Origin of the sequence: Actibacterium sp., assembly GCF_041584535.1 — a bacterium.
In the GTDB taxonomy this organism is placed as follows: domain Bacteria; phylum Pseudomonadota; class Alphaproteobacteria; order Rhodobacterales; family Rhodobacteraceae; genus Actibacterium_D.
Window position 1 is genome coordinate 1 of sequence record NZ_JBFHDW010000031.1, and the last position, 13,788, is coordinate 13,788.

The window sequence follows — 13,788 nt, forward strand, 5'->3', positions numbered from 1 at the left end:
CCATGCGGCCGATGATCCGGGAACGCTTCTCGGGAAAAGGCTTTTGCCCGATGAGATGCGGGTCCGGATCTGACTGCGATTGAAAAGGCAAGCCATCCGGTCGGCGCGGTCGCGTTGCGGTATGCGCGCCCGTGCCTGACGGGCGCGCATTTTGGGTCAGGCGCTGAGGTTGATCTTCAGCGCTTTTTCTTTCGCGGCATTCCCGAACACGTCATAGGCCGCCATCATGTCGTTCAGGTCGAACCGGTGGGTGATCAGTTTGGCCGGGTCGATTTTGCCCGACTGCACCGTTTTCATCAGCATGGGGGTGGTATTGGTATTCACCAGCCCCATCGAGATGTTGATGTTCTGAATCCACAGGTTTTCCAGATGCAACTCGACCGAGGCGCCATGCACGCCGACGTTGGCGATGCGGCCGCCGGGGGCGATGATCTGTTGGCAGACGTCAAAGGTCGCGGGGACGCCGACCGCCTCGATTGCCACATCGACACCGACGCCGCCGGTCAGCGCGCGCAGCTTTTCAACCACGTTGCCTTCGGAGACGTTGATCAGATCGGTTGCGCCGAACTGACCGGCAACCTCCAGACGGTTGGCGTCCATGTCGACCATGATGATCCGACCGGGCGAATAGAATTGCGCGGTCAGCAGCGCCGCCATGCCGATCGGGCCAGCGCCAACGATCGCAACGGTGTCACCCGGGCCAACCTGACCGGACAGAACCCCGATCTCAAGCCCGGTCGGCAAGATGTCCGACAGCATCACCAGCGCCTCTTCGTCCGACCCCGCCGGGATCGGGTGCAACGAGTTGTCTGCGTGGGGAATGCGGACATATTCGGCCTGCGTGCCGTCGATCAGATGGCCCAGTTGCCAGCCGCCATCCGAGCAATGCGAATAAAGCTGACGCTTGCAATTCGGACAGCTGCCACATGCGGTAATGCACGAAATCAGAACCGCGTCGCCTTTTTTGAACGTGCGCACACCCGAGCCGACTTCTTCAACGATACCAACGCCTTCGTGGCCCAGCGTCCGGCCTTCGGCCACGGTCGGGACATCGCCTTTCAGAATATGCAGATCGGTGCCGCAGATCGTGGTTTTGGTGATCCGCACGACCACATCGGTCGGCAGTTCGATCTTGGGCATCGGTTTCTCGACCCAGGCCCGTTTTCCCGGTCCCTGATAGACTAGTGCTTTCATTGAATTCTCCTCCCATAGTTGGAATTCCGGTCGCAGAATGCCAAGCTATCGCGTGCCAGAGGTGTCCGATTTTAATACAGTGTTTCGGACAGGGTCGGACAGGTGCGGCGCTATTGGGTTCGGGCAGGGCGCAGTCCGAAACTTTCCAGTTTCAGATACAGCGTCGAGCGCGCGATCCCCAACCGCCGCGCGGCTTCGGACAGGTTGCCGCCGGTCGCGTCGATCATTGCCTCGATATCCGCACGTTCGCGTTCACGCAGGGCTTCGGCGCGCGGGCGGGGGTGGGGCGGTGTGGTTACGGCCAGCGGCAGGTCCGGCACATCGACCAGCCGGTTTTGCGAGGTCACCGACAGCGCCTGAACAAGGTTGCGCAGCTCTTTCAGGTTGCCGGGCCAGTCATAAGCGTTCAGCAGGCGTTGCGCCGCAGGGGTAAAGCGGATGGGACGGCGCCGCGACCCGGTCACAGCTTGTTCCGCGAACACCCGGGCAAAGGGCAGGATCTCGGCGCGCTGATCCCGCAGCGGCGGCAGGCCAAGCTGGGCACCTATAAGGCTGTCGTAAACGTCGCGCCGCACCCGGCCGCTTTTCACAAGCGTTTCGGGATCGGTCGGGCTGACCGAAAGCAGCCGCGGCTTTTGCCCCGCGCCAAGGGCAAGGTGGCTGGTGAGCAGATGCAAAAGGTCGGGCGCGGTTTCGGCCGGGTCCAGCAGCACAACCAGCCCGCCGCGCCGGCAGGTCTCATACAGCGCCCCGCCCGGTGCCAGATCCCGGCGCAGCGCCTGAGCTGTCAGCGTGGCACAGTGCAGCACCTCGACCGGCCCCTCGGACGCGAACGCGGTGGCCAGATCCCCGGCCAATGTTTCCTTTCCGGTGCCGCTTTCGCCGGTCAGAACCAGCGGAACCCGCGCGATCAGATAGTCACGCGCCCGCGCGCGCAGTTGTTTCCATGTCGGCGTTTGCAGCACCGATGGCGGCGTCAGCGCGCCTATGCGCGACTGCGGCTTGCGCGACGGGGCCGGAAGCTTGATGCGCGGGACGACGTAATCCTGGCGCCGAAGATGCGCCAGCAGGCCGATCTGCTGGCCGTTCCGGTAAATGATTTCCGCATCGGCGCCGGGGATATGTGCGGCGAACTCGGCCGCGATCCGGTGGTCGGGTTGATGCTGTAAATGACGCGCCAGGCCGGATATCCGTTCGCAAACCTGCGGATCGAAATAGGCAAGCGCGTCGCCAGAGCTGGCCCTGACACAGCGCCCGAACCGGTCGAACAGCACAAACCCATCGGTCTTGTCACGGCCCAAGACCGCGTCCAAAAGCGCGGCGTGTTCCTGTGATAGCGTGGCATTCAGGATCGCCGTGACCTGTCCGGCAATGGCAATCGACAGGGCGGCGGCATAGGCGTGCTGGTCGGTGCTTGGGCCGGTAATATCCAGAACCCCCATCAGGGCGCCGGTTGCCGGGTGATGAATGGGGGCGGCGGCGCAGCTCCATTTCTGGATGTTTTCGCAGAAGTGCTCGGCGCCGGAAATCTGCACCGGTTTTCCGATGTGCAGGGCGGTGCCAATCGCATTGGTGCCGATCGCGGCCTCGTTCCAGCACCCGCCTATCAGCAGGCGGTCGTCCTGGGCGCGGTCGACGATATCGGGGCTGCCGTCGGCCTCAAGAACCACGCCGCGGGCGTCGCACAGCACAAGGATCGTCCGGTTCTCGCGCAGCATTTCGATGTGGCGGGCCACGATTTCGCGGGAGGCGCCCAGCAGATCGCCATTGCGCCGGTGCAGGGTCGGGAATTCGGCCGCGTCGATCAGCGGCGCGCGTTTGCGGGTTTCAGGCAGGTTATACAAGGTCGCCCGGTGCCAGGATTGCGCCACCAGATCACGCACGCCGGGCGGGGTCAGGCCAAGGCTTCTGAACTGTTCCCACTCTTCCTTGCGCGGTGATTGCATCGGTTCTGCTCCGGTCAGACCGCTAAAATAGAGCACCGCCAAACACCCGTGTCAAATCACCGATTTGGCCGTCCGGCGTCCGGTCACCACGGGCGTCCGGACGTTCGACAATCGAACGCCTGCCGGGCCGGAAATCTGGTGGCAGATAAAATGAGAAAATAAAAAACTAGCAATAACAATATCTTGAAACTTTTTTCGGGTCGCGCGGCGGCCTGTGGAACGAAACCTGCATCCCTCAGGGGCAGGATCGACGGTCCGGCCATAGGGAGAGGAGCCCCAATCGCCGCAAGGACCGTGGCCCCGGCGTCTGGCACGCCGTTCAAGGCAGGATCACTGCGCAACAAAGATGGGAGGAGAGATGCACGATGGCATTTCAGATCAATATCGATAACGGAGGGACGCTGACCGATGTGTGTATCATGTCGGATGACGGCGTTCAGAAAACCAAGGTTCTGACCACACCCTACGATTTGTCGAAATGTTTTTTCGAGGGCCTGACCAAGGCTTCCGAAGTGGTCTATGGCGCGGCGGACGTGAAACGTCTGCTCGAAGAAGTGGACCTGATCCGCTATTCCACCACGCAGGGCACCAACGCGATCTGCGAGCGCAAAGGCCCCAAGCTGGGTCTGGTGCTGGACACCGGGTCCAAGGCCCTGGTGGCGGCGCTGCGGTCGCATGATCCCGAAGTTTATGATGCCCTGATCGGTGACCGCGTGGCCTTTGTCGACATGGCGACTTTGGACGGCGACGACGCCGAGGTCGATGTGGTCAAGGTGATCAACCAACTGACCGCGATGGGCGCGAACCGGCTGGTCGTCTGCTTTGGCGGCGACGGCTTCGAAGCGGCCGAAGAGCGCGTGAAAAAGATCGCGCTGCGCAAATACCCGCGCCATTTGCTGGGCGCTGTGCCGGTCCTTTATGCCTCGGACCTGACCACCGACGTCAACCCGGATCGCCGCGCTTGGTCGGCGGTCATCAACTCTTTCCTGCACCCGTCGATGGAGGCTTTCCTCTATAACGCCGAAAATCGTCTGCGGGCCTATCGCACGAAAAACCCGCTGTTGATCTTCCGCAATGACGGCGACGCTTCGCGCGTGGCCAAGACCGTGGCGATCAAGACCTATTCCTCGGGGCCGCGTGGCGGCATGGAAGGGGTCAAGACCTTTGCCGGGCTATATGGCTTCCGCGATACCGTTTCGATCGACGTTGGCGGCACCACGACCGATATCGGCCAATGCACGGAAGGTGCGCTTGCCGAAATTCGCCGGGGTCATGTCGAAGGGATCTCGGTCTCGTTCCCGCTGTGCGAGATCATCTCGGCCGGTGCCGGGGGCAGTTCGATCTTCCGGGTGAAAGACGGCAAGATCACCATCGGTCCCGAAAGCGTCGGCGCCTTGCCGGGCCCGGCCTGTTTCGGTCGCGGCGGCAAAGAGGCGACCATCACCGATGCCAGCCTGCTGTTGGGTCTGTTCGATCCGCAGTCGTATTTCGGCGGCGGCATGGGGCTGGATCTGGCGCGTGCCGAAGCGGCGATCATGGCCAATGTGGCCGAGCCGCTGGGCATTGATCTGGACACCGCTTTGATCGCGATGTCGGATGCGTTCGAGGCAAAGATTGCCGAAGAACTGCACCGGTTCACCAAGATTGCCCCGGATACGGTGATGATGGCCTTTGGCGGCGCTGGTCCGCTGAACGCTTGCGGCGTGGCCGAAAAGGCGGGGATTTCCCGCGTTGCGGTTCCGGCGATGGCAGCGGTCTTTTCGGCCTATGGCATCGGCGCCTGCGACGTGTCGCAACGCTATGCGGTCAGCCTGACGGGGGCCGATACGGCCAGCCTGAACGACGCGCTTGCGGCGCTGAAGATCAAGGCATCGCGCGACATGTTCGCCGAAGGCTTTGGTCCGGGCACCTACACCATCGTCGCCCAGTTGGTCGCGCAGACCGATGACGGCGAGGTCACCTATCCGATCACCGACGGGGCGACTTTCCCCCAGGCGCTGGCGACGGCTTCGGCAATCGAACTGGAACTGAGCGCGATCAAAAGCCTGCGTCAAAGCGATACCGGCCATATTGCGGTCACCCGCAAGGCCGAGGCCAAGGCCGCGGACACCCGCAACGTTCTGGTGCCGGGTCAGGGCCGCGCCGATCTGCCGGTCTATCGGCTGGGCAGCATGGCCAAGGGCGATTTCGCCTCGGGTCCTGCGATCCTTGAAGAAGACTATTTCACCGCTCGCGTGCCTGCGGGCTGGAGCTTTGTCGTCTCGGATGCGGGCGACGTGATTTTGGACCGGGAGGGCTGAACGATGAAAATTCCGATGACGGAATATCTGCGGATTGATCTGGAAACCGAGAAGTGGGAGTGCCGCGTCTGCGATCACGTGATCGCCCCGGCCGAAGGGAATTACAAAGAGGGTCTGTTGGTTCACAACCGTGACCCGCGCGAAATTCACCCGCCGATCATCGACCCGGACAAATACCGGTTCACCTTTAGCCCGGATCCGGAATGGGTGCGCATTCTTGAATTCTGCTGCCCGAATTGCGGCACGCAGGTCGAAACCGAATACGCCATTCCGGGGCATCCCCCGCTTTGGGACATGCAGGTCGATGTTGCCGCCCTCAAGGCGCAATGGATGGCCCGCGGTCCTGCGGCTCTGCCGGATGCCGGGCCGGTCGTGATGCCTGAGCGTGGCCACGGCCACTAAGCGCGACACCGAAACAAGACCAAAGCCCGCGCCACACCGGCGCGGGAGATCCCGGGGAGCGAGCGCCGTCGAGGAGGATGGCCGTCCCCGCAGCAGAAAAGGGAGCGAGAATGAAACGTGTATCCGTTGATATCGGCGGCACCTTCACCGACTGTTTTGTCGTTTGGGGCCAGCAATATATCGAAACCAAGGCCCTGACGACGCATCACAACCTTGCGATGGGCTTTAACGAAGCTCTGGGCAAGGCCTGCGATACGCTGGGTCTGGGGCTTGAGGAAATTCTCGGCGAGGTGGACAGCGTGCGCTATGCCACCACGCTGGGAACCAACGCGCTGATCGAGCACAAAGGCCCGAAAATCGGCATGCTGGTGACGGCAGGCTATGAGGCGACCGTGCCTCTCAGCCGGGCGCGCGGCTATGGCGAAGGTCTGGACAATCTTGGCCAGCAGGACATGCCGAACGCCCAGCGTCCCGACCCTCTGGTCGAGCCGCACATGATCTACGGCGTCCGCGAGCGTCTGGATTTCCAGGGCAACATGGTGATGAAACTGGACGAGGAAGACGTGCGTCGCCAATTGCGCGAACTGGTCGACCGTGGTGCGCAGATCATCGTGGTTGCGCTGGTCAACTCGGTTGTGAACCCGGCGCATGAACAGCGGATCGAAGAGATCGTGCTGGAGGAATACCCGTCGCATCTTTTGGGGGCGATCCCGGTGATCCTGTCGCATCAGGTTGCGGGCCGCAAAGGCGAATATGTCCGCGCGACCTCGGCCATTGTCGATGGTTACCTGCACTCGACGATGTATCACGCGCTGTCGGCGCTGGAGCAGAACCTGCGGGCGCATCGCTATGAGAAACCCATGCTGGTGATCCACAACTCGGGCGGCATGGCGCAGCTCAACTCGACCGATGCGCTGCAAACCATCCACTCGGGTCCGGTGTCGGGGATCGGTGCGTCCGAGCACCTGTCGCTTCAGGCCGAACTGGGTAATGTCGTCGCCACCGACATGGGCGGCACCTCGTATGACATCGGTATCGTCGTCGAAGGCGGGATCAAGCACTATGACTTCAACCCGGTTATCGACCGCTGGCTGGTGTCGGTGCCGATGGTTCACCTTGTGACGCTGGGCGCCGGTGGCGGGTCTATTGCCTCATATGACCGGATGTATAAGACGGTGAAATGCGGGCCCGAAAGCGCCGGATCCGATCCGGGGCCGGCCTGTTACGATCGCGGCGGCATGCGCCCGACCGTCACCGACGCCGACCTGTTGCTGGGCTATCTGGACGCCGAGAACTATGCCGGTGGGTCGATCCCGCTGAACCCGCGCCGTGCCAAGGCCGCGGTCGAGGACGCCCTGTGCGACGAGTTGGATTGCGACGTGATCGAGGCGGCCAAGCTGATCCGCGAAAAGGTCGATGACAACATGGCCAACGGTCTGTTCACCGAGCTGCGTGCCCGGGGCTATGACCCGAAGGACTTTACCATGCTGGCCTATGGCGGCAACGGTCCGCTGCATTGCTGCGGCATCGCGCAGAACCTGTCGATCGACAAGATTCTGGCCCCGCCGCTGTCGTCGGTGTTCTCGGCCGTCGGCGCCGGCAACATGCACCAGCTGCATATCCACGAACAGTCGCTGTACATGGTGCTTTACGACAGCAACACCCGTCACATCTTTGACGATTACGACCGCTTCAATGCGATTGTGAGCGACCTCAAGGAAAAGGGCACGCAGGACCTGCTGCGTCAGGGTGTGCCGCTTGATCAGATCCAGCACGATCTGGAACTGGACATGCGCTATGGCAACCAGTTGGTGCAGACCACGGCCGTTATCCCGTCGCACGAAGTGCACGGCCCGGCCGATGTTCTGGCGATCATTTCGCAATTCTCGAACGACTACGGCAAACGCTTTGGCGAAGGCTCTCAGGCGCCCGAGGCCGGCATCCGTATCAACACCATCCGGGTCGCGGCCTATGCCAAGCACGAGACGGTCAAGTTCGAGGACATCAAGCCGCTGCCCAAGCCCGAGCGCAAGGCGCCCCCCGCGCCGCAAAGCCATCGGACCTGTCACTTCGTCGGCTTCGACCAGGCGTTCGATACCCCGGTCTGGGCCCGCAAGGACATCGCTCCGGGCGTCGAGATCGAGGGGCCGGCAATTGTCGCCTCTGAGGTCACAACCTTCCTTGTGAACCCCGGCTGGACCTATGTCGCGGCGAAACAGGATGCCTCGTGGTTCCTGCGCAACGAAGCGCCGGTCACCCGTCACTAAGTCAATCCGGTCCCCGGCGCAGAGGAGGCGCCGGGGACCCGTACCCCGACAGGAGGAGAGTCCCATGAACAAGATGCTTACCCCGGCCAAAACGCCCACTCTGGAAGAAATGAACCTGATCAAGAAGTTTCTTGATGACACCACGCTGTTTCTCGGCCCCGATCCCGAGATCATGCAAAACCATGACCTGATGCCGCGGACCGATATCGAGGACGCCGCCATCGCCAACGTCAACGACGCCCATACCATTGCCAAGATCCGCGACCGCATTCAGTCGGGTTGTGACGAAGGCTATGAGATGGTCGAACAGATGGGGGCAGCCCCCGGCGCGAAATGGGGCGACGTGATCACCGGCGTCTATTCCGCCAGTGGCGACCTTGCCATCGCTTCGGCGGGCGGCGTGCTGATCTTTTCGGCGCTTGTGCACCATCCGATCAAGTTCATCATCAAGAACTGGATGAACGAACCGACCGTCGGCGTGAACGAGGGCGATGGCTTTATCCACAACGACTCGCGCTATGGCAACGTGCACAACACCGACCAGTCGATGATCATTCCGATCTTCCACAAGGGCAAACTGGTGTGCTGGGTCGCTTCGACCGTGCACGAAGGCGAAAACGGCGCGATCGAACCTGGCGGTATGCCGTCCATGGCCGAAAGCCCGTCCGACGAAGGCCTGAAGATGTCGCCGTTCAAGGTGGTCGAGAACTATCAGATCAAGCGCGATATCCTGACCTTCCTGCAAAACTCGGTGCGCGAGCCCAAGCTGCAATATGAAGACATGAAGGTGAAACTGTTCGCCTGTCTGCGGATCAAGCAGCGGATCGAGGAAACCCTGAACTCCGATGGCCCCGAGGCACTGATGGCGACCCTGCGTCTGACCATGGAAAACGTGCGCGCCGAAGTGAAGCGCCGGATCTCGGAATGGCCGGACATGACCGTGCGCAGTTATATCATTCAGGACTCGACCCTGCGTGAAAACTGTGTGGTCAAGATCAACTGCAAACTGACGAAAACCGGCGACCGGCTGATCTTTGACTTCCGCGGCTCCAGCCCTGAATTCACCAACCGCGCCACCAATACCATCGTGGCCGGCCTGAAGGGCATGCTGGCGCAGGTGTTCTTGTGCTATGTCTGGCCGGATCTTCCGCGCGGTCAGGCGGCGTTCGCCCCGATCGAGGTGATCACCGATCCGCATTCGATCGTGAACTGCTCGTATGACGCGCCGAACTCGCAATCGCTGATGTCGATCTTCACCGGCTTCACGGCGGGCCAGCATGCAGTGGCAAAGTTCCTGTATTCCTGCCCGGAAAAGTTCACCAAGGTGCATGCGCCGACCTTCAACATGATCAACACCTTCATCTGGGGTGGGGTCAGCCAGCATGGCGAAACTCTGGGCAACCTTTGCGCCGACCTGAACGGGATGGGTGCCGGGGCCACGGCCAACCGTGACGGCGAACACGCGCTGGCGCCGATCTTTGCGACCATGGCCGATATCGGCGAACAGGAGCTGAACGAAGAAGAAGTGCCGTTCCTGCAGCTTGTGTCGAAAAAGATGACGCGCGATGCCATTGCTCCGGGCAAATACCGGGGTGGCCAGGGCTATACCATGATGGTGGCGACCAAGGACTCAGAGCAGTGGGGCTTTATGACCACTGCGCAGGGCGCGAAAATCCCGCCGCTGCAAGGTCTGTTCGGTGGCTATGCCTGCGGCACCTATCCGCTGTCCAAGGTCAAGAACGTCGACGTCTATGACGTGCTGATGAACGAGCCCGAGCGCTTCCGTCACTCGATCGAAGAAATCATGAACGAACAGCCCTTCGATGATGCCGATTACTCGACGCATCACATGGGGATGGGCTTTGAGATTTCCAAACGGGGCGAACTGTTCATGATCAGCCAGGGCGCGGGCGCCGGCTATGGCGACTTGCTGGAACGCGATCCCGAGAATGTCATCCGTGACATCGAAGAGGGCCTGATTTCGCCCGAAGTCGCGGCCCGCCTGTATAAGGTGGTGTTCGATGCCGACACGCTGGCCATCGACTTTGACGCGACCGAGGCCGCCCGTGCCGAAGAACGTCAGGCACGGATTGCGCGCTCGGTTCCCTATGCCGAGTTCGTCAAAGGCTGGAACCAGCCCAAGCCGCCCGCGCATCTGCAGTATTTCGGATGCTGGGGCGATGATGTCGGCACGCTGTATATGGGCTCGCCCGAGGTGACCCGCAGAGGCAATCAACCGCGTCCCAACTACATGATGCATCCGAAAGACGTGCGCATCGCCGAACTGGAGGCCCGTCTTGTTGCCGCCGGAGCCATGGGAGACGAAAAGAAATGAGCCAATATCTAGCAGAAGATCTACCCGCTGCGACGGGTACGAAGGCGCTGCGGATCTGGCTGAAGTCGTCGGGCTATGCCCGGCGGCTTCTGCTGGGTGAGGGCGGCGATCCATGGGGCGAAGGCGCGGCGAAATACCTGTCCTATTTCTCGCAGGCGCGCGGCCTGTTGCGCGGTGATGTGGCCGAGGTCGATCTGGGCGATCTGTTCCGCTCGTGGTTGGCTCATCATCCGGCGCTGGTCGCCGAGATGGGCAGCAAGAAACGCGCCACCTATCCGTTGCGGCGGATGCTGGAAGAGGACGGCCCGCGCCGGTTGCTTGACGAGGTGGCCGAGGCCGTCGCCGCCCATCTGCAAGGGCAGGTGCCGATGGTTCTGGTCATGCCCGCCCCCGGCGCATGGCTGGCCGAGGCACAGCAGATGGCAGGGCGCCCGACCGAGGTCGATGACGACGCGGTCGAGGATGCGGCGATGTATGTGGCCGATTTCCTGCGCTGCGTGGCCGGACGCCCGGTGGGTGGCCTGTTGCTGGAGGAAGGCCCCGAGCCGGGTCCGGCGGCGCGCTATACCCCGGTGCTGAACGCGGCGAAACATTACCGCTGGGCCGTGGTCGGTCGCAATGTCGCCCCCGATGGCGCACAGGTGTTCGATGCCGTGATCGGTGCCGATGCCGGGGTCACGGGCCGCGATGTCAGCACCGAACTGTTTGCGACCGGCGACTTGCCCGAGCGCGGCGCGGACCAGTTTTATTTTGCCGAAATCCCGGTGGGCCACGCCCCTGAGGCGGTTCTGGACGCGCTGGCCCGGTTGCGCGGCTAGGGCGGCCCTGAAGCGGTTCCGCACATCTCCCCGTGTGCGGCTCTGGCGGGTCGGTGCGGCTATTCTCCACTGTGCGGACCCACGCCAAAACGGCGCCCTCTCCTCCGGGGGCGCCGTCATTCTTTTAGGGAGTGGATCAGGCTTGCGCCGTGCGCAGGATTGCCACGCTTTCCTTCAGGCCAAAGCGGTCCAGCTTGACGTAAAGCGTGCTTTTCGCGATCCCCAACTCCCGCGCGACCGACGTCAGATTGCCCTGATGGGCCCGGATCGCGCGCATGATCGCTTCGCGCTCGACCAGTTCCAGCGGGCTGATCGCGGGTTGATCCGATTGTGGGGTCTCACTTGACGACATCTCGGCCAAGCCCAGATCGTGCGGCAGATGTTCGGCCTCCAGACGGTCGCCGTCACAGATCAGCAAGCTGCCTTCCAGCGCATTGCGCAATTCGCGGATATTGCCGGGCCAGTCGTGCTGTTCCAGCGCGCGTTGCATCTCGGGGCCGATCTGAGGGGCAGGGCGGTCATAGCGCGCGGCGATCTGGGCCAGCAGATGCTGGGCCAGAGGTACGATGTCGCTGCGCCGCTCGCGCAGGGGCGGCAGTGCCAGCGAGGTCACGGCGATGCGGTAATACAGATCCATGCGGAACCGCCCGGCCTTTACCTCGGCTTGCAGGTCGCGGTTGGTGGCGGCGATCAGGCGGAAGCTGACCTTGCGCGGGTGGTTCTCGCCGATGCGGCAAACCTCGCCGGATTCCAGAACGCGCAACAGATGCGGTTGCAGATCCAGCGGCATTTCCCCGATTTCATCCAGAAACAGCGTGCCGCCATCGGCGGCTTCGATCTTGCCGGTCATGCCGCCGCGCTTGGCGCCGGTGAACGCGCCCTCGGCATAGCCGAACAGCTCGCTGGTCAGCAATTCACGCGAAAAGCCGCCGCAATTGACCGCCATCAGCGGCCCTTTGGGATTGGGGCCCATGTCGTGAAACGCCCGGGCGAATGCATCCTTGCCGACGCCGGTTTCGCCCAGCAACAGCACCGGAACCGAGGCCTTGGCCAATTGCCGCGCCCGGCGCACTGCGGCCACATAGGGCGGCGCCGCACCGATCAGCCGCCCGAAGGCATCCGTGGTCGGGGCGGATTGCGTCACGTCGCGAATGGCTGTGCGCCGCACCAGCGCGCTGCGGTCCGGCAGCACAAGGATCGAGCCAAGCCGCTCGCCTTCGGCGGTCACCGGTTCGATCCAGTCGTGATCGACCCATGACGGCATTTTTTCCGGCGCAAGTTTGCCATCGCGCCACGGCAGGGTCAGATCGCGGATCGTGGTCGCCTGATCGTTGCGGCTTTTGGCCAGATGCGTCATCAGCTCGGCCGCCCGGTCGTTGGCCTTGACGGCGCGCCCATAGCGATCGAACACGATCAGACCATCGCGCCCGGCTTGGTTGAGGCGGTTCAGGTAATGATCCAGCAACCGGTAGCGCAGGTTCATTTCCCGCCGCGCCAGCCGGTTTTCGATCCGCCCGGCGGCCGCAACCGCCAACGCCAGTTCGTGGCGGCTATAGCTGTCGGTCAGGCCGGAAATGTCGATAGCGCCCAGGATCGTCTGGCTGATCGGGTCGCGGATCACGCTGGCCGAACAGGACCAGCGCTTGATGCCCGAGCAGAAATGTTCGGAGGAATGGATTTGAATCGCCTGCCCGATTTCCAAAGCGGTGCCAATCGCGTTGGTGCCGCAACTGGCCTCGCTCCAGCTTGCGCCGGGCATCAGGTGGATGTTCTCGGCCGGGTCGCGCAGCGAGGTGTCGCCCTCGATCGACAATACGACCCCCGCCGCATCGGTCAGCACCATTACCGTTCCGGTCTCGGACAGAAAATCGCGCGCTGACGCCATGACCGAGGCGCTGGCCTCGATCAGATCGGCGCTATGTTCCAGCAGTCCATACAGCGGATCGCCCGAGATCGGCGGCGGTGCCTGATCGCGTGTCGGGTCGACCTTGCCGTGACAACGGCGCCATGAATCGTCGATCAACCGACGCAGCGCATCCGAGCCGGGTTCGTCACCCTGCAAGAACCGCTCCCATGAGGTCATGACCTGCCGGTCATTCTCGGGTCGTGAAAATTTCTGGCGCAAAGCGGTTCCCGGCATTGCAGCATTCCTCCCGTCGTGGCCTGACCGTCGGCCGCCCCCTCCCTGGGACAGAACTCCGTCGGCATCGCGGCGACCTTGGCCGCCCGTGAGCCTTTTTCTGTGGACAGTTTAACATTCTTTGGCCGCGCAAACAGTTTTTTTACGTTTGCGCAGGGGGTTGAGCGGTTTCCTGAGCATCTTGAGGCGGCGCGAAAGCGGGGCCAAAACCGGGGATCACCCCTAGGGCGCAGGGGCGGTGGCGGGGCGCGCACCCGTCCGGTATTCGCCCCGACCGCGCCCGGCGCCCGTCCGGGTTCCGAACGCCCTGCCGGGTGGCACCGTCCGGAAATCGGACGGTTTTGCGGCGCCGATTTCGGGCCATCCGCCGCAAGTCCTTGTTTGGC

General features: G+C 62.8%; 8 protein-coding genes. 5 read left to right on the top strand and 3 right to left on the bottom strand.

Features of this window, described 5'->3' with window-relative positions; all coding sequences use genetic code 11:
* Window positions 1-156: 156 nt before the first annotated feature.
* Window positions 157-1,194, bottom strand: coding sequence for a zinc-dependent alcohol dehydrogenase family protein (locus tag ABYW26_RS02855; protein WP_372603257.1), 1,038 nt, complete (start codon window positions 1,192-1,194; stop codon window positions 157-159).
* Between the two features lie 110 nt (window positions 1,195-1,304).
* Entirely contained in the window at window positions 1,305-3,140 is a 1,836-nt protein-coding gene (locus ABYW26_RS02860; protein WP_372603258.1) for a sigma-54-dependent Fis family transcriptional regulator, read from the bottom strand.
* Between the two features lie 365 nt (window positions 3,141-3,505).
* Between ABYW26_RS02860 and ABYW26_RS02865 the strand changes: the two genes are divergently transcribed.
* The 5 genes from ABYW26_RS02865 (at window position 3,506) to ABYW26_RS02885 (ending at window position 11,262) form a co-directional block, all read left to right on the top strand.
* Window positions 3,506-5,440: a hydantoinase/oxoprolinase family protein gene (locus ABYW26_RS02865; protein WP_372603259.1), complete on the top strand. Its 1,935-nt coding sequence runs from the start codon at window positions 3,506-3,508 to the stop codon at window positions 5,438-5,440.
* A 15-nt stretch (window positions 5,441-5,455) separates the two neighbouring features.
* Complete coding sequence (locus ABYW26_RS02870; protein WP_372603260.1) at window positions 5,456-5,842, top strand: acetone carboxylase subunit gamma; 387 nt, start codon at window positions 5,456-5,458, stop codon at window positions 5,840-5,842.
* A gap of 110 nt (window positions 5,843-5,952) precedes the next feature.
* On the top strand, window positions 5,953-8,109 hold the full coding sequence (locus ABYW26_RS02875; protein ID WP_372603262.1) for a hydantoinase/oxoprolinase family protein: 2,157 nt from the start codon (window positions 5,953-5,955) through the stop codon (window positions 8,107-8,109).
* Between the two features lie 64 nt (window positions 8,110-8,173).
* Window positions 8,174-10,444, top strand: coding sequence for a hydantoinase B/oxoprolinase family protein (locus ABYW26_RS02880; protein ID WP_372603263.1), 2,271 nt, complete (start codon window positions 8,174-8,176; stop codon window positions 10,442-10,444).
* Window positions 10,441-11,262 (top strand): hypothetical protein, encoded by an 822-nt coding sequence (locus ABYW26_RS02885; RefSeq protein WP_372603264.1) that lies wholly within the window; start codon window positions 10,441-10,443, stop codon window positions 11,260-11,262. Before ABYW26_RS02880 ends, ABYW26_RS02885 begins: the two co-directional genes overlap by 4 nt.
* A 136-nt stretch (window positions 11,263-11,398) precedes the next feature.
* Here the strand turns inward: ABYW26_RS02885 and ABYW26_RS02890 are convergent, their stop codons facing one another.
* Window positions 11,399-13,402: a sigma-54-dependent Fis family transcriptional regulator gene (locus ABYW26_RS02890; protein WP_372603265.1), complete on the bottom strand. Its 2,004-nt coding sequence runs from the start codon at window positions 13,400-13,402 to the stop codon at window positions 11,399-11,401.
* Window positions 13,403-13,788: the final 386 nt, after the last annotated feature.

What these genes read in the sequence shown, in the direction of transcription:
- ABYW26_RS02865 (WP_372603259.1), top strand. Translation starts at nt 3,506, where the DNA reads ATGGCATTTCAGATCAATATCGATAACGGAGGGACGCTGACCGATGTG.
- ABYW26_RS02860 (WP_372603258.1), bottom strand. Translation starts at nt 3,140, where the DNA reads ATGCAATCACCGCGCAAGGAAGAGTGGGAACAGTTCAGAAGCCTTGGC.
- ABYW26_RS02885 (WP_372603264.1), top strand. Translation starts at nt 10,441, where the DNA reads ATGAGCCAATATCTAGCAGAAGATCTACCCGCTGCGACGGGTACGAAG.
- ABYW26_RS02875 (WP_372603262.1), top strand. Translation starts at nt 5,953, where the DNA reads ATGAAACGTGTATCCGTTGATATCGGCGGCACCTTCACCGACTGTTTT.
- ABYW26_RS02880 (WP_372603263.1), top strand. Translation starts at nt 8,174, where the DNA reads ATGAACAAGATGCTTACCCCGGCCAAAACGCCCACTCTGGAAGAAATG.
- ABYW26_RS02870 (WP_372603260.1), top strand. Translation starts at nt 5,456, where the DNA reads ATGACGGAATATCTGCGGATTGATCTGGAAACCGAGAAGTGGGAGTGC.
- ABYW26_RS02890 (WP_372603265.1), bottom strand. Translation starts at nt 13,402, where the DNA reads ATGCCGGGAACCGCTTTGCGCCAGAAATTTTCACGACCCGAGAATGAC.
- ABYW26_RS02855 (WP_372603257.1), bottom strand. Translation starts at nt 1,194, where the DNA reads ATGAAAGCACTAGTCTATCAGGGACCGGGAAAACGGGCCTGGGTCGAG.